We start from the raw sequence: 21,326 nt of genomic DNA on the forward strand, positions 1-21,326 counted from the left end.
GTGATCGTGATCCCGCGCTCCTGCTCCTGCTCCATCCAGTCCATCGTCGCGGCGCCGTCGTGCACCTCGCCGATCTTGTGCGACCGGCCGGTATAATAGAGGATCCGCTCCGTCGTCGTGGTCTTGCCGGCGTCGATATGCGCCATGATCCCGAAGTTGCGGTAGCGCTCGAGGGAATACTCGCGTTTCATCCTTGCGTCCTCTAGGTCGTCCGGGCCGCGGCCCGGGGCTTTCCCTTGGTTCCGTGTCGGCCGGCGTGGAAGTGTCGGTGGGCGGGCGGCGCGCCGCCCGCCCGGGCTTACCAGCGGTAGTGGCTGAAGGCCTTGTTGGCCTCGGCCATCTTGTGCGTGTCCTCGCGCTTCTTCACCGCGGTCCCGCGGGAGTTCACCGCGTCGAGCAGCTCGGCGGCGAGGCGCTCTTCCATGGTGTTCTCGTTGCGCTTGCGACAGGCGTCGATCAGCCAGCGCAGTGCCAGCGCCTCGCGCCGCTCGGGCCGCACCTCGACCGGCACCTGGTAGGTGGCACCACCCACCCGACGCGAGCGGACCTCGACCGACGGCTTGATGTTATCGATGGCCTCGTGGAAGATCTCGACCGGCGCGCGCTTGACCTTGTCCTCGACCCGGTCGAGCGCGTTGTAAACGATGCGCTCGGCGACGGATTTCTTGCCGTCGACCATCAGGTTGTTCATGAACTTCGTCAGCACCCGGTCGCCGAACTTCGGGTCGGGCAGGATTTCACGTTTTTCGGCGCGGTGACGGCGGGACATCTCTTTATCCTCTTACTTCGGGCGCTTCGCGCCGTATTTCGAGCGGCGCTGACGGCGATCCTTGACGCCCTGCGTGTCGAGCACGCCGCGCAGGATGTGGTAGCGCACGCCGGGAAGGTCCTTCACCCGGCCACCACGGATCAGGACCACAGAGTGCTCCTGAAGGTTGTGCTTCTCGCCGGGGATGTAGCTGATCACTTCGTAGCCGTTGGTCAGGCGCACCTTCGCCACTTTCCGCATGGCCGAGTTCGGCTTCTTCGGAGTGGTGGTATAAACCCGCGTGCAGACACCGCGCTTCTGCGGGTTGCCCTCCAGGTGCATCGACTTGTTCGACCGGGTCTTGGGCTGCCGCGGCTTGCGGATCAGCTGCTGGATCGTTGGCATGAGGGTCTCTTCCCCGTCTGTCTCTTCCGGCGCGGGCGCCCCCGCGGCTGCTTCCGTCTGCGGCGCTTGAAGGCATCCGCGCAAAATACAAGAACCGCATGCAGCCCTTCCTTATCGGGCCGACGCGGTGGGGTTCCAGAGGATCGGGGCCTGAGCCCGGATCTTGGCCACTACAGTCCTGATGCCGGCACGCGGGACGAGCACCCACCTGGCCGGGATGCGGCGCGTATAGGCAGAGTCGCGGGGGTTGTCAACAGCCCACGGCGGAAGGCCTGCGCGGCCTCCGGAACCCCATTCGCCGAGCGGTGAAAATGCACATGACCTGGCCGGGGTAGCGCAAGCGTCCGTTAGTCCGCCACCTGCCAGTGCGCGGCACGACCCCGCCCGGCCTTCCGGGAGGAGGCTTCATCTCCGGATCCGCGGTCGGGCGGGATACGGATAGCTCCGTGCGTTTCGGGCGCCGCGCCAACAGCGCTCGTCGCCTCTGCCCGCCGGACAGCCGATGGACATCCCGATCCTTCCTCCCTTCGATCGCCTCCCGGAGCGAGTGCCGCGATGCGATGCAGGAGCGGCGGACGGCTTCCCTTGCAGCGGCGCCCCTACTCCGCCGCCTCCGCGTAGCTCTCGAGCGGCGGGCAGGTGCAGACGAGATGGCGGTCGCCCCAGGCATTGTCGACGCGGTTCACCGGCGGCCAGTACTTGTCCACCCGGAAGGCGCCGCGCGGATAGCAGCCTGCCTCGCGGCTGTAGGGCCGGTCCCAGTCGCCCACCAGGTCCTCCACCGTGTGCGGCGCGCGCTTGAGCGGGTTGTCCTCGGGATCGGCGCGGCCTTCCTCGATGGCGCGGATCTCGTCGCGGATGCCCAGCATCGCCTCGCAGAAGCGGTCGAGTTCGGCCTTCGTCTCGCTCTCGGTGGGCTCGACCATCAGCGTGCCGGCCACCGGCCAGCTCATCGTGGGGGCATGAAAGCCGCAGTCGATCAGCCGCTTGGCGATGTCGTCGACGCTGACGCCCGCGCTCTCGGCAAAGGGCCGCACGTCAAGGATGCACTCGTGCGCGATCCGCCCCCCCGGCCCCTTGTAGAGCACATCGTAGGCGCCCTCGAGCCTGCGCGCGATGTAATTCGCGTTCAGGATCGCCACCCGTGTGGCCTGCGTCAGCCCCGCGCCGCCCATCATCAGGATGTAGGCCCAGCTGATCGGCAGGATCGAGGGCGAGCCGTAGGGCGCGGCCGAAACCGCCCCCTCGCCCGTCACGGGGTGTTCCGGCAGATGCGGGATCAGGTGCTTCCTGACACCGATGGGCCCCATGCCCGGGCCACCGCCGCCGTGCGGGATGCAGAAGGTCTTGTGCAGGTTCAGGTGGCTCACGTCGCCGCCCAGGTCGCCGGGGCGCGACAGGCCCACCATGGCATTCAGGTTGGCGCCGTCGATGTAGACCTGCCCGCCGAACTGGTGCGTGATCTCGCAGACCTCGCGCACCGTCTCCTCGAAGACGCCATGCGTCGAGGGATAGGTGATCATGCAGCCCGCGAGCCGGTCCGAATGCGTCTCCGCCTTCGCGCGGAAATCGTCGAGGTCGATGTCGCCATTGTCGGCGGTCTTCACCGTGACCACCTCCCAGCCCACCATCTGCGCCGAGGCCGGGTTGGTGCCATGCGCCGAGAGCGGGATGAGACAGACGTCGCGGTGCCCCTCGCCCCGCGCCCGGTGCCAGCGCCGGATCGTCAGCAGCCCCGCGTATTCCCCCTGCGCGCCCGAGTTGGGCTGCATCGAGAAGGCGTCGTAGCCGGTGATCGAACACAGCTTCATCGACAGGTCGTCGATCAGGTGCCTGTAGCCCGCCGCCTGCTCCTCGGGCACGAAGGGATGCATCAGGGCGAACTCGTCCCAGCTGATCGGCATCATCTCGGCCGCCGCGTTCAGCTTCATGGTGCAGGAGCCCAGCGGAATCATCGCCCGGTCGAGCGCAAGGTCGCGGTCCGAAAGCCGGCGCATGTAGCGCATCATCTCGGTCTCGGCCCGGTTCATGTGGAAAATCTCGTGTGCCATGTAGGGCGTCTGCCGCAGGAGCCTTTCGGGCAGGCGGAATTCGTCCGCATCGCCCGGCCCGCCCAGGATGCCGAAAGCGCGCCAGACCGCCTCGACCACCTCGGGCGTGGTGCGCTCGTCCAGCGTGATACCCACCCGCGTGGTGCCCACCGCGCGCAGGTTGATCCCCTCGTCCACCGCGGATTTCAGCACCGCGCGCTGCAGCGGCCCCACCTCCACCGTGATCGTGTCGAAGAAGCGCTCGGGCGCGACGCGGAAGCCCCCCGCCTCCAGCCCGCGTGCCAGCCGCACGGTGCGCGCATGGATGCGCTCGGCGATGGCGCGCAGGCCCTTCGGCCCGTGGAACACCGCGTAGAAGGAGGCGACGACCGCCAGCAGCGCCTGCGCCGTGCAGACGTTCGAGGTCGCCTTTTCCCGGCGGATGTGCTGCTCGCGGGTCTGCAGCGCGAGACGATAGGCGCGGTTGCCGCGCGCATCCACCGAGACGCCCACCAGACGGCCGGGAAGCGCGCGCTTGTAGGCGTCTTTCGTCGCGATATAGGCCGCGTGCGGCCCGCCGTAGCCCACCGGCACGCCGAATCGCTGCGTCGAGCCCACGGCGATGTCCGCGCCCATCGCGCCCGGCTCCTTCAGAAGCAGCAGCGCCATGGGATCGGCAGAGACGACGCCCACCGCCTTCGCCGCATGCAGCGCCGCGATCTGGTCGGTGAAATCACGGATCTCGCCATGGGTGCCGGGATACTGGAAGAGCGCGCCGAAGACGCGCGCCGCCTCCAGGTCGTCGGGATCGCCGACGATCACCTCGATGCCCAGCGGCTCCGCGCGGGTCTTCACCACCGCGATGTTCTGCGGGTGGCAGTTCTGGTCCACGAAGAAGGCGCGCGCCTTCGACTTTGCCACCCGCTCCGCCATGGCCATCGCCTCGGCGCAGGCGGTGGCCTCGTCCAGAAGCGAGGCATTGGCGATCTCCAGCCCCGTCAGGTCGCTGACCATCGTCTGGAAATTGAGCAGCGCCTCCAGCCGGCCCTGCGCGATCTCCGGCTGATACGGGGTGTAGGCGGTGTACCACGCGGGGTTTTCCAGCACGTTGCGCTGGATCGCGGGCGGCGTGATCGTGCCGTGGTAGCCCATCCCGATCAGCGAGGTCAGCACATGGTTGCGACCCGCTACCTCGCGCAGATGATCCAGACATTCGCCCTCCGACAACGCGGGCCCGAAGGCCAATGGCGCCTCCTGCCGGATCGCCGCCGGCATCGTCTCGTCGATCAACGCCTCGAGACTGTCCGCCCCCACGACGCGAAGCATCTCGTCCATCTCGGCGGGCGAGGGGCCGATGTGGCGCCGGTTGGCGAAATCGTAGGGCTTGTAGTCGCTGGGCGTGTAGGTCATCGGTTCAGGCTCCTGTCACACCGGGCCGCGCCCGGTCCCTTCCGCTGGCCGGAAATCCCCCCGCCGGAGGCCTGTCTTTCCCTATCACAGGTTCCCGCAGGAACCTAGCCGACTTTAATCCCTGGTTAAAAGTCAGCCGGTTAGGATCTCCGGGTAGCGAGCCGGCCTTCGCGCTGGTCCGCCGCGCGAGCGACGGCGGCATATATGGCGGGAGTCACCGGGCAGGGACAGCCGCGCGCAAGGCCAGGATCGCGAAACCGCCGACGCGGCCCCGGAGCTTTCCGGAAACCCGCGCAGGCCCGGCGCATGGCACGGGATCGTGGCCCGTTGCGCCCTGACACGCGCGCCGCAGGCGCGTCACTCCAGCGCATCATGCCCGAGCGCCTTGCAGTCGGAAAGATCCGAGCCACCCGCGCCCGCCACGCTCTTTGCAAGATCGCGCAAGGCGCCGCGCAGCCCTTCCTCGAGCACGGGATGGTAGAATGGCATGGCCAGCATGTCGGCGACGGTCATGCGCGCTTCCACCGCGAGAGCCAGCAGGTGCGCCAGGTGTTCGGCAGCGGGCACGCACATCTCGGCGGCCAGCAGGCGCCCGGTCTCGCGCTCGGCATGGATGCGCAACAGGCCAGCCGCGGTCTGCGCCATGCGCGCCCGCGCCTGTTTCGAGAAATCCGCGCTGCCGGTCCCGATCTCCGCGTCGCCGAGGTCCGACAGGGGCGGGCCGACCCGCGCCACCTGCGGCGAGGAGAAGGTGATGAAGAGCGGCGTGCGCCTGCACAGCCCGGACCCATCCGCATCCGGCGCAGCCATGCGGCCGGCGATGTGGCCCTCGTCGGCAGCCTCGTGCAGAAGCGGCCGGTCGCCGTTCGCGTCGCCGGCCAGAAACACCGGCAGATCGCCGATGCGCAAGCTGGCGGGATCGACCTCGGGCAGCCCATCGTCGTCGAGCGGCACGCCCAGCGTTTCCAATCCCAGGCCGTCGATGTTCGGCCGGCGGCCCATCGCGGCCAGAACGGCGTCGGCCTCGAACGACCCGCCCGCCCCGGTCACGCGGATCGCGTCGCCTGCCGCTTCCAGTTCGGCGGGTGCGCCCAGGTGCAGCGCAAGCTCGGCCTCGATCAGCGGGCGGAGCGCGGCCAGCACGTCCGGGTCGTCGACCCCCGCCAGCCCCTCGACCGCGTCGAACCCGGCCACCTCCAGCCCCAGCCGGGCCAGCGCCTGCGCGATCTCGACGCCCACAGCGCCCATGCCGATCACGGCGATGCGGCGCGGCAGGTCGTGCTGTTCGAACAGGGTGTCCGTGGTCAGGATGCGATCGCCGAAGTCCCGCCAGGGCCCAGGCACGACCGGGCTGCTGCCGGGAGCGAGGATGATCGCGCGCGCCTCGACCGTCTCGCCGTTCACCTCGAGCCGTCCGGGACCAAGCAGGCGTGCGCGCCCCGAGATGGCGCGCTCGCCCAACCTGTCCGGCACCGCTTCCGGCCCCTTCACGAAACCGTCGCGCATTTCGCGCACCCGCTCGAGGACCGCGGGGATGTCCGCGCGCAGCCCCTCCGCGCCCCGGATGCCGAAGTCCCCGAAGGTCCCCCGCCGGTGAAACGCGTTCGCCGCCTCGATCAGCGCCTTGGACGGCATGCAGCCAACCGCGGCACAGGTCGTGCCCCAGTGGCCCGCGTTCACCAGCAGGAAATCGTCGGTGTAGCTGCGCACCTCGCGGAGCGCGGAAAGACCCGCGCTCCCCGCGCCCACGATGATGGTATCGACCTTCATAGGCTGACATCTCCGCGTCCGCTTGCGTCCCGGTCGCGCGTTTTGTGCCCGGCTGCTACCCGGGCGTTCCACAGGTGGTGAAGAGCGTTAGCATCGTCCACCCCGTGTTGCGGAAGTTGTGCGACATGCCCGAGGGCACTCTGCCGACGTCGCCATCGGCGATCTAGGTCTCGCCGATCCTCGCCAGGCCCGAGCCTGCCACGAGGCGGAGCGGCTGGTCGTGCCCCCTCGTGCACCTCGCCGCCTTCGGGGATGACCATCGGCACCGGCTGCGTCTTTTCGCCCGTCCACAGAACCTTGCGAAAGGCATCCTTCGCGCGTGCGACGTCGACAACGGGACGGGAGAGCTTTTGCGTTTCTGCCATCTTCGGACCTCCGGTTGTCGGGTCAACATCATTTGCTTCCGTAACGGCAGGTCGCCTTGTCTTGCATCAAGGTGGGAAACTTTCCTGCGTGGCATTCGTTCGGTGAAACATAACGGACAGTGAAAGGATCCGCGAGATGTCTGACCGTGACGCCTATATCGAGAAGACAAAAGCGAAGATCGACCAGTGGAACGCCGAGATCGACAAGATGAAGGCGAAGGTCGACGAGGCCAGGGCCGACGCGAAGATCCAGTATCAGAAGAACCTCGACGAGGCGCGCAGACAGCGCGACGAGGCCGAAGAGCAGTTGAAGGAGATGCGTGCGGCCAGCGATGACGCCTGGGACGACATGAAGTCGGGCTTCGACAAGGCATGGGACAACATCTCCAGCGCCTTCAACGATGCCATGTCCCGCTTCAGGTGAGGACGGCGCCGATGACCGTCAGCGACATCCTGCCGGCTGCGGGACTTGCCGTCCTGCTTGCGCTGCCTGCCGCCGCGCAGGACGCGTCCGCCGCACAGGATCCAAAGGCGCAGACCACCGCCGACGAGGTGCGCGCGGAGATTGCCGAGGCGATGAACGCCGTTTCGGACTATTCCGCGCAGGAACGCGACCAGGCTTTGATCCGGGCGCGCGCTGCGCTCGACCGGCTCGATGCCGAGATCGAGCGGCGCGAGCAGGCCCTGCGCGAGAACTGGGCGGAGATGTCCCGGTCTTCGCGCGAGACTGCCGAGGCGCGGCTGCGCGATCTGCGAGATGCCCGCAACCGTCTGGGCGAGCGTTACGGCGCGCTGCAGGCTGGGGCGAGCAGCGCCTGGGACGAGCTGAGTTCGGGCTTCTCGAACGCCTGGACCGACGTCTCCGAAGCGTGGAGCGCGGCAGACGACGACGCCTCTACCGACTGACCGGCCGACGAAGCGGCCGCCCAACGCCTGGGTAATTTTCGCGGACGGCCCCGGCGCCCGCCTTGCATCGATGCGAGAACCGAATGGACACAGCCCTGTGGATCGTCGTCGCGGCGGCGTTGCTTACCGCGATCATGACCGGCGTCGGCGCGCTGCCCTTCCTTTTCGTCAAGAAGATCGGCGACCGGACGCTGGGCTGGTCGAACGCTGTCGCCGCCGGCCTGATGCTGGCGGCAAGCCACAGCCTGATCGACGAGGGCGTGTCGCTCGACATCACGCTGACGCTGGTGGGCGTGTTGCTGGGCCTTGGCGCCATCGTGATCGCCGACCGGCTGCTTTCGCGCGCAGGCGATGTGGAGGTGGCCGACCTGCAGGGCGCGGGCGCGGCCAAGGCGCTGCTGATCCTTGGCATCATGACGGCGCATTCCTTTGCCGAGGGCGTCGGCGTCGGCGTCTCCTTCGCCGGCTCCGAGGGCCTGGGCACCTACATCACCGCCGCGATCGCGTTCCACAACGTGCCCGAGGGGCTGGCCATCGCACTGGTCCTGGTGCCGCGCGGCACGCCGGTCTGGAAGGCCGCGCTCTGGGCGGTCTTCACCAGCCTGCCGCAGCCGATCATGGCCGCGCCCGCCTATCTCTTCGTCGAGACGTTCGAGCCGTTCCTGCCGGTGGGCCTTGGCCTTGCCGCGGGCGCGATGATCTGGATGGTCTTTTCCGAACTCTTCCCCGACGCTCTGAAAAAGGTCTCCGCAGGCTCGGCGGGGACCGCCGTGACGCTGGCCTTCGCGATCATGATGGCCTTCCAGATGCTCGTCCTCGCCCATTGAGCTGGACCTGCGCGACGTGACCGTGAAGGAGGCCTTTTGAAACTCACCGGCGCTGACCAGGACGACGTCCGCACCGGCGACCCCACGCGAGCGGGTGAACCGCGCGCGTGTCCGGTTTGCGATGGCCACGAGGCTCAGCATCACCGGCAGCTCGACCAGGACGCCGACAACGGTCGCCAGCGCCGCGCCGGAGTTCAGCCCGAACAGCCCGATGGCCACGGCGACCGCGAGTTCGAAGAAGTTTGACGTGCCGATCAGCGCGCATGGCGCCGCGACCCTGGGCGGCGGCTTCGGCGACGATGGCCTCCGGACGCCAACCGGCACGTCGCCCGCGAACGGGCGAGGCGCGGGCGGCGATCCGGAAGTCGATGCGAACAAGGCATTTCGGGAAGGACGCGAGGGCGCGGTGCCGCCCCCTCCGGCACCGGTTGCATCACGCGACCGAAAGCGACGCAGGTCGTCAGTTCAGCGTTGCATCGAACTCTATGATGCTGCGCCCATCTTCGGTCGTGGGCGCGACGATGATCTTCGCGTTGGCGATGCCCGGCGCCGAGAACTCGATGGCGCGATCAAGAAGCCGCCCTCTTCCTGCAATATCCGGCAGCCGCTCCGGCTGAGACCTTCCTTCCATTCCGTCAGCAGAGCGTCCGTTGCGGCGTCCGTCGAGATCTGCCGCGACAGGAGGAACGGCCGCGGCGCGGTCGCGCGGCCCGCGGAACGCGAGCCGACGGCTGCGCCGGAACGCGAGCGCTTCGAAGCCGGTGGCCCGAAGCCTCCCGCGCGCAGCGGACGCGCCTACTGCGTCATGCCGCCTCCGGTTCCCCCGGTCCCGGTCCCGGTGCCGGTGCCCGTCCCAGTGCCGGTTTCGGGCTCGGGCATCGGGGCGGATTCCCTTTCCCGGAAAGAGTAGTCGGGCGCTTCCTCGGCTTCTTCCCGAGTGATATCGAGCGTGATCTCGTTGCCGTCGTAGTCGATCTCGAGTTCCTCCCATTCCACGGCGATCTCCTTGCCGCCGAACCCGAGGAATCCACCGACGGACACGACAGCAGCGTTCACGGTGCCATCCTCCTGGTCCAGGATCAGATCCTCGATCGACCCGATGGCCTCGCCCTCGGGCGACGTCACGCGTGCCCCGAGCATCCAGTCGCCGCGGAGTTCCGATCCGCCCTGGTCCTCGACGATGACATCTTCCTCGTCCTGTGCGATTGCGGGAAGCGCAAGGAGGGGGACGGCGACCGCCCCAAGCATCAACGATCTGAACATCTTCGATCCTTTCTGTACCGTGTTTGCTCTCTGAGCACCGGGGGCGCACGCATGCGGCGCCACCGGCGCGACACTCAAGGAAACGCGGGTCCCGCGCTTCGGTTCGGCTGTTCCGGGCAGGTCGGCGAAACTCCGCCACAGTCCGACCCAGTCGCAGGCCCGCCCCCACGGGTGCCGTGCGGACGCCGGACCACGGTCATCGGTGATCCATCCGGCACCGGGCACCGGAGCGTCCAGCCGGAAAGGGCGCGCGCGAAGGGCCAGACCCCTCGTGCGCGCAGTCAGACAGGGAGTTGCGGACGTCGAGGTCCGGGGGAAGACGAACGCCACACCGGATCGGGTGCGGCGCCCTGCAGAAACATTGCGCTATAAAAAGACGCCGCGGGAACGGGCCCGCTCAGGAAGCGGAGGCCGGTTCCCGCAGCAAGTGCGGCACCGGGAAGAGGTCGATGCCGACAGCAGATCCGGCAGAGGCCGGAACGATCCGGTCGGGTGACGAAGGCATACTGAAAAAGGGGAAGACTGGGGCATGCATCCGGTCCCTCACCGTCGGGTTCTGCCGAACTCCGGGCGGCGCCTGGAGGCGCCTCCCGTGCCGAAAGCGTCCTCAGGTGGCGCCGTCCGCCATCGCCTCGTTGATCCGCTCGGCGATCGAGGGATCCTGGTTGGCCGCCTGGATGACCGCGTCATACTCCTCGACCGTCAGATCCGGCGTGTCGCGAATGGCCTCGACCATTTCCTCGGTCGCCTCTTCGTTGATTTCCTGCCGCTGTTCGTCGGTCTCCGCGGCCTGATACTCCCCCATGTAGCTGTTCCGGATTTCCTCGACACGGACCTGTGCTTCCGCGAAGGCCTCGATCATCTCGTCGTCGATCTCGGCGGCCTGCGCCAGAACCAGCGGCGCCCGCTCCGGTGCCGCATCGTTGGCAACGGCCGTTGCCGGGATCGCGCCAAGTGCGGCAAGAATGCCCGCACCTGCGAGCATCGACTTGATGTTTCGGGTATTCGACATGAGTGCTCATCCTCCGTTTGTTTCGCCGGCCGTACCCTGCGGGTTCGGCGCGACCTGACAGACAGGACAGGTTGCGGGCCGCGTCGGTTCCGCCGCGCCGGAAAAAAATTCGCAGCGGGCGGAGCAACGGGAACCTTTTGCGTCGCGCCGCTGTCCTCATTGCAGGGCTTTAACGCCGGGGGAGAGGATGCAGGAAACGCAATGGCTGATCGCCCGCGAGATTCCGCGATTGCGGCGCTACGCACGCGCCCTGACCCGGGATCACGCGGCAGCCGACGATCTGGTTCAGGACACGCTGGAGCGAGCCATCCGCAAGCGCCATCTCTGGAAGCGTCACGGCAGCCTGCGCGGCTGGCTCTATCGTATCCTCTATCACGTCTTCCTCAACCAGAGCACGCGCCGGGCCCGGCGCGCGCGCGAGGTCGATCTGGACGACGCGCCGGAACCGGTGTCGCCCGGAACGGCCGACGCGGGTCTTGTCCGCCGCGACATCGTCGCAGCTATGCAGGCCCTTCCCGCCGAGCAGCGGGCGGCCATCGCCCTGACGGCGATCGAGGGGCTTTCCTATGACGAGGCCGCCGCGGCACTGGACATTCCGGTGGGAACGCTGCGCTCGCGGCTGTCACGGGGGCGCGAGCGTCTGCGCGAGACATTCGACGTATCCGAACCCCAGGTTCGCAAGGTGAAGTAACATGGCGCAAGACAAGACTATCGCGGAACTTGACCTTCTGGCGCTTGCCGATGGCTTTCTCGACGACGACCCGGCGCGAAAGTCCGAGGTCGAGGCCGCCATCGCCCGCGACCCGCAGGCAGCCTCCCGGCTGTCCGATTACCGCGCCCAGACCTCGGCCCTTCGCGCGGCCCATGCAGGCGTGATCGTCGAACCGGTGCCCGAGCGCCTGCTCGATGTCGTCGAGAGCGCCGGGCGGGCTTCTGACCGGCCAATCCTTCGGCGTGCGGCCGCTGGCCTCATGATCGTCTCGGCGGGCCTCGGGGGCTGGCTCATCGGCTATGACGGCCAGGATCCGGCACACCGGGCGCTTCTGGACGAAAGCTACCGCCACTATGTCCTGCAGGGACCGGACCAATCCGCCGCCGCAGGGGCGGGCGCTGCCCAGGAGCGCGCGATCAGCTGGGTCGACAACGAGATGGCGATCCGCCTCTCCGCGCCGGATCTGACCGGCGAGGGGTTCTCGCTCGTCGACAAGCGTCGAGTCGGAGACGGCGGAGACCAGCTTGTCGCGCTCGATTACCGATCGGGCGACGGGCGCACCTTCAGCCTCTTCATCGCGCCGCGCTGGACGGACAGCCCCGGTCCCATCGTCGACCGCGAACGGGACGGAGTCGCGCTGGCCTATTGGCATGACGGCCCGATCGCGGCGTCGATCGCCACACAGCTCCCGTCCGCGGAAGCCCGGTCTCTGGCCGAAACGGTGCGGCGCGCCATGCGAGACAACGCGACATCGCCGCCCGTGGGGATCGAACCGGAGTTCCGCTCGCTGCCAACCCAAGGGCATGACGTGTTGGCCGATACGGTGGGTACGGTCCCGCAGAGCGGCGCAACGGACCCCGTCCTGAGGGGCATATCTTCGCCGGTAGGCTCCAACTAGGACGGGTTTCCCGCGGTGCGCCCGCGGCGGCGACACCTTGCCGGCGCATGGATCGGCAATCCCCGGAGGCGGGTGCGGCGCCTTCCGGGAGCAGGCGTCAGCCTATCAGCTTCTTGTAGGCGTCCTCGTCCAGCAGGTCGTCGAGCTGCGCGGGATCAGAGGGCCTGATCCTGAAGAACCAGGCGTTGCCCAGCGGGTCCTCGTTGACCATCGCGGGGTTTTCCGCGATCGCCTCGTTCACCTCGACGATCTCGCCGTCGAGGGGCGCTAGGATGTCCGAGGCGGCCTTGACGCTCTCGATCACCACGATCTCGTCGTCGCGGGTGACGGTGGCGCCCTCCTCGGGCAGTTCCACGAACACCACGTCGCCCAGCTGTTCGGCGGCGTATTCGGTGATGCCGACGACGTAGACGCCGTCCTCCTCGCGCAGCCACTCGTGATCTTCGGTGTACTTCATGCCATCCCTCTTGGGTTTCTCAGGTCTTGTAACGCGCGGGCACGAAGGGCAGATCGCTCACCGCGACCGGCAGGCGCCTGCCCCGCAACTCGCCCCAGAGCCTCTGGCCCTGCCGGGCAAGCCGCGCCGGCACATAGCCCATCGCCACGGGCGCGCCCACCGTGGGGCCGAAGCCGCCGGAGGTCACCTCGCCCACAGACTCGCCGCCCGACTCTTCCTCGAAAAGCGCAACGCCCGCGCGCATCGGCGCACGCCCCTCGGGACGCAGGCCGACTCGGGCGCGCGCCGCGCCCTCGTCCAACTCCTTGAGGATGCGCGCCGCCCCGGGAAAGCCGCCCGCGCGCGCGCCGCCCGTGCGCCGCGCCTTCTGGATCGCCCAGCCGAGGCCGGCCTCGACCGGCGTGGTGCCGCTGTCGATGTCCTGCCCGTAAAGGCACAGGCCCGCCTCCAGCCGCAGCGTGTCGCGCGCGCCAAGCCCTGCGGGCGCCACCTGAGGCCGCTCCAGCAGGGCGCGCGCCACCGCCTCGGCCCGGTCGGCGGGCAGCGATATCTCGTAGCCGTCCTCGCCCGTGTAGCCCGAGCGGGTGACCAGCGCGGGCACCCCCGCCACCTCGATCCCGGCCACGTCCATGAAGCGCATCTCCGCCGCGCCCGGCGCGAGCGGCGCCAGCGCCGCCTCCGCCTGAGGCCCCTGCAGCGCCAGCAGCGCGCGGTCGGTCAGCAATTCCACCGCCATGCCCTCGGGCAGCCCCGCCCGCAACAGCGCCAGCCCGGCGTCCTTGCGCCCCGCGTTGATCACCAGCCGCAGCGCGTTGTCGGTGCGGGCGATCATCAGGTCGTCCTCGATCCCGCCGTCGGGATTGGTGAAGAAGCCGTAGCGCTGGCGCCCGGGCTTCAGCCCCTGGACATCCTGGGGCACCAGCCGCTCCAGCGCCGCCGCGGCCGCCTCGGGCGGCGCGTGGATCGCCACCTGTCCCATGTGGCTCACGTCGAAGAGCGCGGCGTGCTCGCGGGCCTGCGCGTGCTCGGCCATCACGCCTGCATACTGCATCGGCATCTCGGTGCCAGCGAATTCGCCCATCCGCGCGCCGAGTTCGCGGTGCAGCGCGTCAAGCGGCAGTCGGTCGAGCGAGGTCATCCCCTGCCCCTTCCCGTTGGCCGGCGTGTGAAATCGTCCGGCATCCCGTGACGGCGCGCCCCCCGGCGCGCCCGCGATGCCCCCTCTGTCCTTTCGCCTGAGATCGCTATCCCTTCGGCGGATGCGGCGCGCGCATCTCTCTCCAGAGTTCGTGCTGCCGGACCGGTCCTGCGGCCTGAGAGTTTCCGGGGCGGTTGCTCCTTCGGCACCGGCACGAAGCCGGTTCTCCCGATCTGACGGGGAAGAGCGTAACGCGCAGCCTACGGGCCCGCAAGGTCTCAGCGACAGGGCGGCGGGCTCAGCAGCGCTGCAAGCGCCGGGTTGTCGCAAACGAGGGCGTCGAGGGTGATCTCGTCGAGATGCGCGAAGAAGGTCTCGATCGCATCGGTAAGCGCGAGGCGCAGCCGGCAGGCCTCTGTCAGCGGGCAGGTGTTGTCGGTATCGGCGAAGCACTCGGCGATTGGCACAGGCGCCTCGAGCGTTCGGAACACGCTGCCGATGCGGATCTGACTCGCTGGACGGGCAAGGCCCAGGCCGCCGTTGCGCCCGCGCTGGGTGCGCAGGTAGCCCAGTTGCGCCAACTGGTTGACCACCTGCGCCAGATGATTCTCCGAAGCGTTGCAGCATTTGGCGATCTCGTGTTTCGTCACGAGGCGCTCATCGTTCATGGCACAATACATCAGCACACGGATCGCGATGTTGGTTCGCTTGGTGATGCGCACGGGATAGGGGCCTTTCGGATCGGTGGCAGGTGTCAAGGTGCCCGATTTCCGGGTGGGTTGGTTTGACATGCATCAATGATCCATCATTCGGGCGCTCCGTGACCGAGCCTTCGCATGTGATCGGCCGGGGCGGCCCGATGAAGCGGGGCATCCCGCGCGCCACGGGGGTGCCCGCGCCCACGGGCCCGACGGGACGCGCGAAACGCCGACCCTGCAAATATGTGCAGACCTGGCGGCAAGCGTGAGGCATGTTGCATTCGGATGCGCTCGCATGCGCCTGTGCGATGCATCAACCTTCCGCTTCGACGCAGGGAGCCACGTCTTCCGCAACGCGATGCCGGACGACCCCTGATGCCGGAGACCCCGGCCGCACGCGGGCGCGCGGCTCGACGCGCCTGCCCGAAACAGGCAGTCCACGACGTCGGATGGACAGGGCGCTTCGGCGAAACGGTGGCGGGCGAGGCCGGCGCGACACGCCCCTGCCCCATCGCCGGCACCGTGGTTGCGACTGGCGGTTTCACGCGGCTTGCAGGCTGCTGTTCCGGCCGCCCTCGTGTAGGCAAGGTCAGATCGCGGCCTTGCGGCTTTCTTCCAGGTAGATCTCGCGCAGGCGGGCCGCGACGGGCCCGGGCGCGCCCGTGCCGATCGGGGTGCCGTCGATCTCGACCACCGGCATCACGAAGGTCGAGGCGGACGTGACGAAAGCCTCGTCCGCCGCCCTGGCCTCGTCCAGCGTGAAGGGCCGCTCGTCCACCTCCATCTGCGCCTCCTCGGCGTAGCGCAGGACGGCGGCACGGGTAATGCCGTGCAGGATGTCGTTCGTCTTCGGCCGCGTGACGATGCGGCCGTCCCTGACGATGTAGGCGTTGTTCGAGGTGCCCTCGGTCACATAGCCGTTCTCGACCATCCAGGCATCGTCGCAGCCCTTGGCCTTGGCCATCATCTTGCCCATCGACGGGTAGAGCAGCTGCACCGTCTTGATGTCGCGTCGGCCCCAGCGGATGTCCTCGATCGAGATCACCCTGATCCCGGTCTTCGCCGCCGGCGCATCGGCAAGGCCGGGCTTCGACTGGGTGAAGAGCACGATCGTGGGCGGCACCTCGTCGGGGTCGGGAAAGGCGAAATCCCGGTCAGCCGGCGCCCCGCGGGTGATCTGCAGGTAGATCAGCCCGTCGGTCAGGGCGTTGCGCGCGACAAGTTCGCGGTGGATCTGAAGCAGTTCGTCGCGGGTGACCGGGGAGTGCAGCGAAAGCTCGCTGAGCGAGCGGTCGAGCCGCACGGCGTGGCCGTCGAAATCCACCAGCTTGCCGTCCAGAACGCTTGTCACCTCATAGACCCCGTCGGCCATCAGGAAGCCGCGGTCAAAGATCGAGACCTTGGCCTGATCCTCGGGCAGATACTCGCCGTTCACGTAGACGGTGCGCATGGTCCTCTCCTCGTCGGGGCCTGTCGGCGTTTCCTGCCGCGACGGCGCGGGCGGCGCAAGGGGCCGGTCGCCGCGGTCAGCCCCAGAGCGCGGCCTCCGGCGGGTGCACGCCCTGCTCATCGTAGACCAGCGGCGCGTCCCGATCCTCGGCCAGCAGGAGCGGACCGTCCAGGTCCACCACCTCGGCCCCCTGCGCGACAAGCACGGCGGGCGCCATCGCCAGCGACGAGCCCACCATGCAGCCCACCATCACGCGGTAGCCCTCCGCGCGGGCCGCGTCGCGCAGCGCCAGCGCCTCGGTGAGCCCGCCGGTCTTGTCGAGCTTGATGTTGACCATGTCGTACTTGCCCCGCAGGTCGGGCAGCGAGCCGCGGTCGTGGCACGATTCGTCGGCGCAGACCGGCAGGGGGCGCGCCATCTCGCCCAGCGCGTCGTCGGCGCCGGCGGGCAACGGCTGTTCCACCATCCCGACACCAAGACGCAGCAGATGCGGGGCGAGGTCCGCGTAAACCTCTGCCGTCCAGCCCTCGTTCGCGTCCACGATCAGCCGCGCCCGGGGCGCGCCCGCGCGCACCGCCTCAAGCCGGGGCATGTCCTCGGGCGTGCCCAGCTTGATCTTGAGCAGCGGGCGGTGGGCGTTCTGCGCGGCGGATTCGCGCATCTTCCCGGGTGTGTCGAGCGACAGGGTATAGGCGGTCACCAGCGGGCCGGGCGGCGGCAGGCCGGCGAGGTCCCACACGCGGCGGCCGGCGCGCTTGGCCTCGAGGTCCCAGAGCGCACAGTCGACGGCATTGCGCGCGGCGCCGGGCGGCAGCGCGTCCTGCAGCGCGGCCCGATCAATCGCGCCATGAAGCCCTTCGATCTGCGCGGTCACGCTGTCCAGCGTCTCGCCGTAGCGCGCATAGGGCACGCATTCGCCCTGCCCTGTTGCGCCGTCCTGCGTCACACGCGCGGTCAGTACCTCCGCCTCGGTCCGCGAGCCGCGCGAGATGGTGAACACGTTGCGCAGGCGGAAGCTCGCGCGCGCGACCTCGATGTGCATCGGATGCTCCTTCGGCCGGAAAAGGCCAACTCTCGCCGCGCCGGTCGGGCGCGCGGCGCCACGCTAGGCGCGCGCAAGGCCCGGTGCAAGGCCGCGCGCGGACTGCTTGAGCATTGCTTCCTTCCGCGCCAGCCGGGCGCGGCAGAGCGCAACGCATCGTGCCGGCAAACGCGCCATTCCGCCTGTGTTCCAGAGCGATCTTCGTGCGGGCAGATGCATCGGAAAGAGCGCCCTGGCCGTCGAGGCCCGGTGCCCCGGCGCGGAAGGACGGTCGTGCATCGCGTCCGGTTGGACGCCCGTTCTTCGGCGGGCGGCGACTATGTGCGGCCGCCTGCCATTCCTGCCCGCACGACGCGAAGAACGCTCGTCCCGGCGAAGCTTGCCGCCGCGACGCAGACGATCGACGGCCCTGCCGGCGTGTCGAGAACATAGGCGGCGCGCAGACCGATCACGGCAGAGGCTGCCCCGATGCCCGAGGCGATGACCACCATACCCTCGGGCGTGCGTGACAACGGCCGCGCGGCGGCGGCCGGGATGATCAGCATCGCCGCGATCAGCAGGACACCCACGACCTTGATCGCCACCGCCACGGTGATCGCGAGCGCGAGCGTGAGAACCAGTTGCTCGCGCTTCGGGTCGATGCCGCTGGCGTAAGCCAGTTCCTCGTTCAGCGTCGCGGTCAGCAGCGCGGACCACCGCCAGCCGATCAGCGCCACGACCAGCGCGGCGCCGCCCCAGATCACGGCGAGATCGCCGCGCGACACGGCAAGGATGTCGCCGAAGAGATAGGCCATCAGGTCGATCCGGATGCCCGACAGGAAGGACACCGCCACCAGCCCGAAGGCCAGCGCGGAATGGGCCAGCACCCCCAGCAGCGTATCCATCGCGTAGCCCCGGCCGCTGAGCAGCGTCACGGTCAGCGCCATCAGCAGCGCGACCGCGACCGCGCCCGGAAAGATCGAGATCTCCAGCGCCAGCGACAGCGCCACGCCCAGGATCGCGGCATGGGCGGTCGCATCGCCGAAATAGGCCATGCGCCGCCAGACCACGAAACTGCCCAGCGGTGCGGCGGCAAGCGCCACACCGATGCCGGCCAGCGTGGCGCGGGTCATGAAATCGTCCAGCATCACTCTGCGGCCTCGGTGCTGTCGTTGCGGTGGTCGTGGCTGTGGTCGTGCTCGTGCCGGTAAAGCGCAAGCGCGCCATGGGTGCCTGTCCCGAAGAGCGCGCGGTATTCCGGGGCCGAGGAGACGTGTTCCGGCGTGCCGTGGCAGCAGACATGCCCGTTCAGACAGATCACCCGGTCCGAGGCCGCCATCACCACGTGCAGCTCGTGGCTGATCATCAGCACCGCGCAGCCCGTCTCGCGCCGCACCTCCTCGATCAGGCGATAGAAGGCGGCGGAGCCGGGCTGGTCGAGGCCGGCGGTGGGCTCGTCGAGCAGCAGCAGGCCGGGCCGCGCGACCAGCGCGCGGGCCAGCAGCACCCGCTGCAGCTGTCCGCCGGACAGCTCCGACATCTGCCGCCGCGCGATGCCCGGCACGCCGGCGCGGTCGAGCGCGGCGGCGACGTCGGCCTTCGCCGCCCCGCCCGGCAGGCTCAGGAAACGCGCCACCGTGATCGGCAGGGTCGGGTCCACATGCAGCCGCTGCGGCACATAGCCCATGACAAGGCCGGGCGCCCGCTGGATGCGCCCCGCGGCCGCCGGGACGGCGCCGACGATCGCGCGCAGCAGCGTGGTCTTGCCCGACCCGTTCGGCCCCACGATGGTGACGATCTCGCCCGGCGCGATGCTCAGGCTCACGTCGTGCAGCACCTCGGTCGCGCGGTAACGGACACTCAGGCGGTCGACTTCCAGAAGATTCATGCCTGCGCCTTGTCCGCGCAGGCGGGGCAGAGGCCAAGCGCCTCGACCACGGTGCGCTCGATGGTGAAGCCGGTGGCGCGGGCGGCCTCGCCAAGGGTGCCGCGGGCCGGGGCCGACTGCGCCTCTGCCACGGCGTCGCACTCCCGGCAGATCAGGAAGGCCGGCGAATGCGATGCGCCCGGATGGGCGCAGGCGATGAAGGCGTTGAGCCGCTCGATCTTGTGCACGAAGCCCTGCGCCAAGAGGAAGTCGAGCGCGCGGTAGGCCACGGGCGGCTGCGCGCCGAAGCCCGCGGCATGCAGGCGCTCCAGCAGATCGTAGGCGCCCATCGCGCGATGCTCGCGCAGCAGGATCTCGAGCGCCGCGCGCCGCACAGGCGTGAACCGCAGACCGTCGGCGGCGCAATGCGCCTCTGCCGCCGCCATGGCCCTCTCCACGCAACGGCTGTGATCGTGCGCGTCGAAGCCGACCGGCTCGGCATCCAGGGCGTCCTGTCCGGGCTTGCCTCTTGTCATGTTATTTCGTTTCCTGTATCGCGATCTGCGACGTTATACAATCACAGGGAGCCACCCATGTCCAGAAACCTGCTTCCGCTGTCGCTGACCGCAACGCTGCTGGCTGGAACAGCCATGGCGGAGGTTCCGCGCGTGGCCGTCGACATCGCGCCGGTGCATTCGCTCGTCGCCCGCGTGATGCAGGGGGTGGGCACGCCCGACCTGATCGTGCCCCCGGGCGCTTCGCCGCACGAATACAACCTGCGCCCCTCCGAGGCGGCTGCGCTGCAGGAGGCCGATGTCGTGATCTGGATGGGCGAGGATCTGACCCCCTGGCTGGCCACTGCGATGCGGACGCTTGCCGGCGACGCGGCGGTGACGGCGCTCCTGGAAGCGGACGGCACGGTCCTGCTGCCCTTTCGCGAGGACGCGCTCTTCGAGGCGCATTCGCACGATCATGACGGGCACGATCATGGCGAAGACCACGCGCATGACCACGATCACGACCACGCACACGATCACGACCATGCGCATGACCACGCCCACGGCGAGGACCACGACCATGCGCATGAGCACGCGCACGACGGCGACCACGAAGAGCACGCGGAGGCCGCCGCGCATGACCACGACCACGGCCATGGCGACCACGACCCGCATGCCTGGCTCTCGCCAGAAAATGCCGCGACCTGGCTCGATGTGATCGCGGCCGAACTGTCTGCCGCCGATCCCGACAATGCCGGCGCCTATTTCGCCAATGCCGCCGCGGCCCGGGATGATCTCGGCGCCCTGTCCGACGAGGTGCGCGGCCTTCTCGATCCCGTGCGCGGCGGGCGCTTCGTCGTCTTCCACGACGCCTACCAGTATTTCGAGACCGCCTTCGACTTCCCGGCCTCCGGCGCAATCTCGCTGTCAGACGCCACGGACCCGAGCCCGGCCCGAATCGCCGAGATCCAGTCGCGCGTCGCGGAGGAGGGCATCGACTGCGTGCTGACGGAGCCCCAGTTCAATCCGGGCGTGGTGGCGACCGTGATGGACGGGACGGCGGCGAAGACGGCGGTGCTGGACCCGCTGGGGTCGGACCTCGAACCGGGGCCGGAGCTCTACCCGCAGATGCTGCGCAACCTTGCCAGCTCGCTCTCGGGCTGTCTCGCGCGCAGCTGACGGTGTCGCCGGCGCCAAGCTGCCGCACGGGTGGCGCCGCGCGCGGCGTCGCACGCGCCGGAGCGCCACGGGCTGCAATGCATCTGCGTTTCCGACTTGTTCGCCGTTGCCCGGCGGTCTCGGACCGATTGGACGCCAAAGGCAACTATCGAACACATGTCAACGCACTGGCGCAGCCACCACAACGCCGGCGACCTGCGCGGCATCCTTCTTGCGGTGCTCACAATCGTTCCGCCTCCCTGCCCAGAGGGTCGGATCGTTGCTCGAAGCCGGGAGTCCGAAGCGCAGGTTGGTCGCCGCAGGCACTGAGAAATGCCAGGCACGTCGGCCAGCCTGCGCGCGGCGGCCGGTTCCGGGCGTCGCGTCGTCCAGGGTTTCACGGGCGTCCGGGCCCCAAGTGTCGAGCGTGAAGCACTTTCCGTGAGGAGCCGCGCCGCAGGTTCTTGTCGACAGCCGCGAGTGCGCTTTCGCCGACAGGGGAGCTGACCGGATCTTGCCCCGAAAGGGTCCCTCAGGGTGCCCTTCAGCACCTTTTCACGCCATTTCAACGGCTTGACACGCATTGGCAGGCTTCACCGCACTGCTGAGATTCTGCCTTGTATCGCCATTACTTGGGCGGCTATACCCGATCATGGAGACGTGGCCGAGTGGTCGAAGGCGCTCCCCTGCTAAG

General features: G+C 69.0%; 22 protein-coding genes, 1 pseudogene and 1 riboswitch. Of the genes and pseudogenes, 6 read left to right on the forward strand and 17 right to left on the reverse strand.

Features of this window, described 5'->3' with window-relative positions; genetic code table 11:
• From ACLFOB_RS07810 to ACLFOB_RS07830, 5 genes are all read right to left on the reverse strand, one after another.
• On the reverse strand, positions 1–191 hold a 191-nt coding region (locus tag ACLFOB_RS07810; RefSeq protein WP_410925713.1), incomplete at its 3' end, for a GTP-binding protein.
• Between the two features lie 107 nt (positions 192–298).
• Entirely contained in the window at positions 299–769 is a 471-nt protein-coding gene (rpsG, locus tag ACLFOB_RS07815; RefSeq protein WP_410916516.1) for a 30S ribosomal protein S7, read from the reverse strand.
• Between the two features lie 12 nt (positions 770–781).
• Positions 782–1,153, reverse strand: coding sequence for a 30S ribosomal protein S12 (gene rpsL / locus ACLFOB_RS07820; RefSeq protein WP_115981731.1), 372 nt, complete (start codon positions 1,151–1,153; stop codon positions 782–784).
• A gap of 599 nt (positions 1,154–1,752) precedes the next feature.
• Complete coding sequence (gene gcvP / locus ACLFOB_RS07825) at positions 1,753–4,593, reverse strand: aminomethyl-transferring glycine dehydrogenase (protein ID WP_410916515.1); 2,841 nt, start codon at positions 4,591–4,593, stop codon at positions 1,753–1,755.
• Between the two features lie 357 nt (positions 4,594–4,950).
• Positions 4,951–6,363 carry a dihydrolipoyl dehydrogenase gene (locus ACLFOB_RS07830; protein WP_410925714.1) on the reverse strand — a complete coding sequence of 471 codons (1,413 nt, stop codon included), beginning with the start codon at positions 6,361–6,363 and terminating at the stop codon, positions 4,951–4,953.
• Between the two features lie 501 nt (positions 6,364–6,864).
• Here ACLFOB_RS07830 and ACLFOB_RS07835 point away from each other — a divergent pair.
• The 3 genes from ACLFOB_RS07835 (at position 6,865) to ACLFOB_RS07845 (ending at position 8,461) form a co-directional block, all read left to right on the forward strand.
• The gene (locus ACLFOB_RS07835; RefSeq protein ID WP_410925715.1) at positions 6,865–7,152 is read left to right on the forward strand and encodes a hypothetical protein; all 288 of its coding nucleotides are present in this window, start codon (positions 6,865–6,867) and stop codon (positions 7,150–7,152) included.
• An 11-nt stretch (positions 7,153–7,163) separates the two neighbouring features.
• Positions 7,164–7,634: a hypothetical protein gene (locus ACLFOB_RS07840; protein ID WP_410916512.1), complete on the forward strand. Its 471-nt coding sequence runs from the start codon at positions 7,164–7,166 to the stop codon at positions 7,632–7,634.
• 83 nt (positions 7,635–7,717) lie between these two features.
• The gene (locus ACLFOB_RS07845) at positions 7,718–8,461 is read left to right on the forward strand and encodes a ZIP family metal transporter (RefSeq protein WP_410916511.1); all 744 of its coding nucleotides are present in this window, start codon (positions 7,718–7,720) and stop codon (positions 8,459–8,461) included.
• Positions 8,462–8,554: 93 nt separating this feature from the next.
• Here the strand turns inward: ACLFOB_RS07845 and ACLFOB_RS07850 are convergent.
• The 4 genes and pseudogenes from ACLFOB_RS07850 to ACLFOB_RS07865 all read right to left on the reverse strand — a co-directional run.
• Positions 8,555–8,746: pseudogene (locus tag ACLFOB_RS07850) on the reverse strand (arsenic resistance protein); the annotation flags it as partial.
• Between the two features lie 175 nt (positions 8,747–8,921).
• Entirely contained in the window at positions 8,922–9,092 is a 171-nt protein-coding gene (locus tag ACLFOB_RS07855) for a hypothetical protein (protein ID WP_410916510.1), read from the reverse strand.
• A gap of 164 nt (positions 9,093–9,256) precedes the next feature.
• Positions 9,257–9,724 (reverse strand): PRC-barrel domain-containing protein, encoded by a 468-nt coding sequence (locus ACLFOB_RS07860; protein ID WP_410925716.1) that lies wholly within the window; start codon positions 9,722–9,724, stop codon positions 9,257–9,259.
• Between the two features lie 607 nt (positions 9,725–10,331).
• Complete coding sequence (locus tag ACLFOB_RS07865) at positions 10,332–10,736, reverse strand: DUF4168 domain-containing protein (protein ID WP_410916508.1); 405 nt, start codon at positions 10,734–10,736, stop codon at positions 10,332–10,334.
• A 187-nt stretch (positions 10,737–10,923) separates the two neighbouring features.
• Between ACLFOB_RS07865 and ACLFOB_RS07870 the strand changes: the two genes are divergently transcribed.
• On the forward strand, positions 10,924–11,427 hold the full coding sequence (locus tag ACLFOB_RS07870) for an RNA polymerase sigma factor (protein ID WP_410916507.1): 504 nt from the start codon (positions 10,924–10,926) through the stop codon (positions 11,425–11,427).
• A 1-nt stretch (position 11,428) separates the two neighbouring features.
• On the forward strand, positions 11,429–12,346 hold the full coding sequence (locus ACLFOB_RS07875) for an anti-sigma factor family protein (protein ID WP_410925717.1): 918 nt from the start codon (positions 11,429–11,431) through the stop codon (positions 12,344–12,346).
• A 97-nt stretch (positions 12,347–12,443) separates the two neighbouring features.
• Here ACLFOB_RS07875 and gcvH read toward each other — a convergent pair whose 3' ends face one another.
• The 8 genes from gcvH to ACLFOB_RS07915 form a co-directional block, all read right to left on the reverse strand.
• The gene (gene gcvH, locus ACLFOB_RS07880; RefSeq protein WP_410916505.1) at positions 12,444–12,803 is read right to left on the reverse strand and encodes a glycine cleavage system protein GcvH; all 360 of its coding nucleotides are present in this window, start codon (positions 12,801–12,803) and stop codon (positions 12,444–12,446) included.
• 19 nt (positions 12,804–12,822) lie between these two features.
• Positions 12,823–13,941, reverse strand: a complete 1,119-nt coding sequence (gcvT, locus tag ACLFOB_RS07885; protein ID WP_410925718.1) for a glycine cleavage system aminomethyltransferase GcvT — start codon at positions 13,939–13,941, stop codon at positions 12,823–12,825.
• Between the two features lie 153 nt (positions 13,942–14,094).
• A riboswitch (glycine riboswitch) is annotated at positions 14,095–14,182 on the reverse strand.
• Between the two features lie 37 nt (positions 14,183–14,219).
• Positions 14,220–14,663 (reverse strand): RrF2 family transcriptional regulator, encoded by a 444-nt coding sequence (locus tag ACLFOB_RS07890; RefSeq protein WP_410917152.1) that lies wholly within the window; start codon positions 14,661–14,663, stop codon positions 14,220–14,222.
• A gap of 565 nt (positions 14,664–15,228) precedes the next feature.
• The gene (locus ACLFOB_RS07895) at positions 15,229–16,089 is read right to left on the reverse strand and encodes a D-amino-acid transaminase (protein ID WP_410917141.1); all 861 of its coding nucleotides are present in this window, start codon (positions 16,087–16,089) and stop codon (positions 15,229–15,231) included.
• A gap of 76 nt (positions 16,090–16,165) precedes the next feature.
• Positions 16,166–17,131, reverse strand: a complete 966-nt coding sequence (dgcA, locus tag ACLFOB_RS07900; RefSeq protein ID WP_410917142.1) for an N-acetyl-D-Glu racemase DgcA — start codon at positions 17,129–17,131, stop codon at positions 16,166–16,168.
• A 317-nt stretch (positions 17,132–17,448) separates the two neighbouring features.
• The gene (locus tag ACLFOB_RS07905) at positions 17,449–18,258 is read right to left on the reverse strand and encodes a metal ABC transporter permease (protein ID WP_410925719.1); all 810 of its coding nucleotides are present in this window, start codon (positions 18,256–18,258) and stop codon (positions 17,449–17,451) included.
• On the reverse strand, positions 18,258–18,998 hold the full coding sequence (locus ACLFOB_RS07910; protein ID WP_410917144.1) for a metal ABC transporter ATP-binding protein: 741 nt from the start codon (positions 18,996–18,998) through the stop codon (positions 18,258–18,260). The genes ACLFOB_RS07905 and ACLFOB_RS07910 overlap by 1 nt, the downstream gene beginning before the upstream one ends.
• Positions 18,995–19,513: a transcriptional repressor gene (locus ACLFOB_RS07915; protein ID WP_410925720.1), complete on the reverse strand. Its 519-nt coding sequence runs from the start codon at positions 19,511–19,513 to the stop codon at positions 18,995–18,997. The genes ACLFOB_RS07910 and ACLFOB_RS07915 overlap by 4 nt, the downstream gene beginning before the upstream one ends.
• Before the next feature lie 57 nt (positions 19,514–19,570).
• Here ACLFOB_RS07915 and ACLFOB_RS07920 point away from each other — a divergent pair, with 57 nt between their 5' ends.
• Positions 19,571–20,653, forward strand: a complete 1,083-nt coding sequence (locus ACLFOB_RS07920; RefSeq protein ID WP_410925721.1) for a zinc ABC transporter substrate-binding protein — start codon at positions 19,571–19,573, stop codon at positions 20,651–20,653.
• Positions 20,654–21,326: the final 673 nt, after the last annotated feature.

Source organism: Rhodosalinus sp., assembly GCF_046542825.1.
In the GTDB taxonomy this organism is placed as follows: domain Bacteria; phylum Pseudomonadota; class Alphaproteobacteria; order Rhodobacterales; family Rhodobacteraceae; genus Rhodosalinus.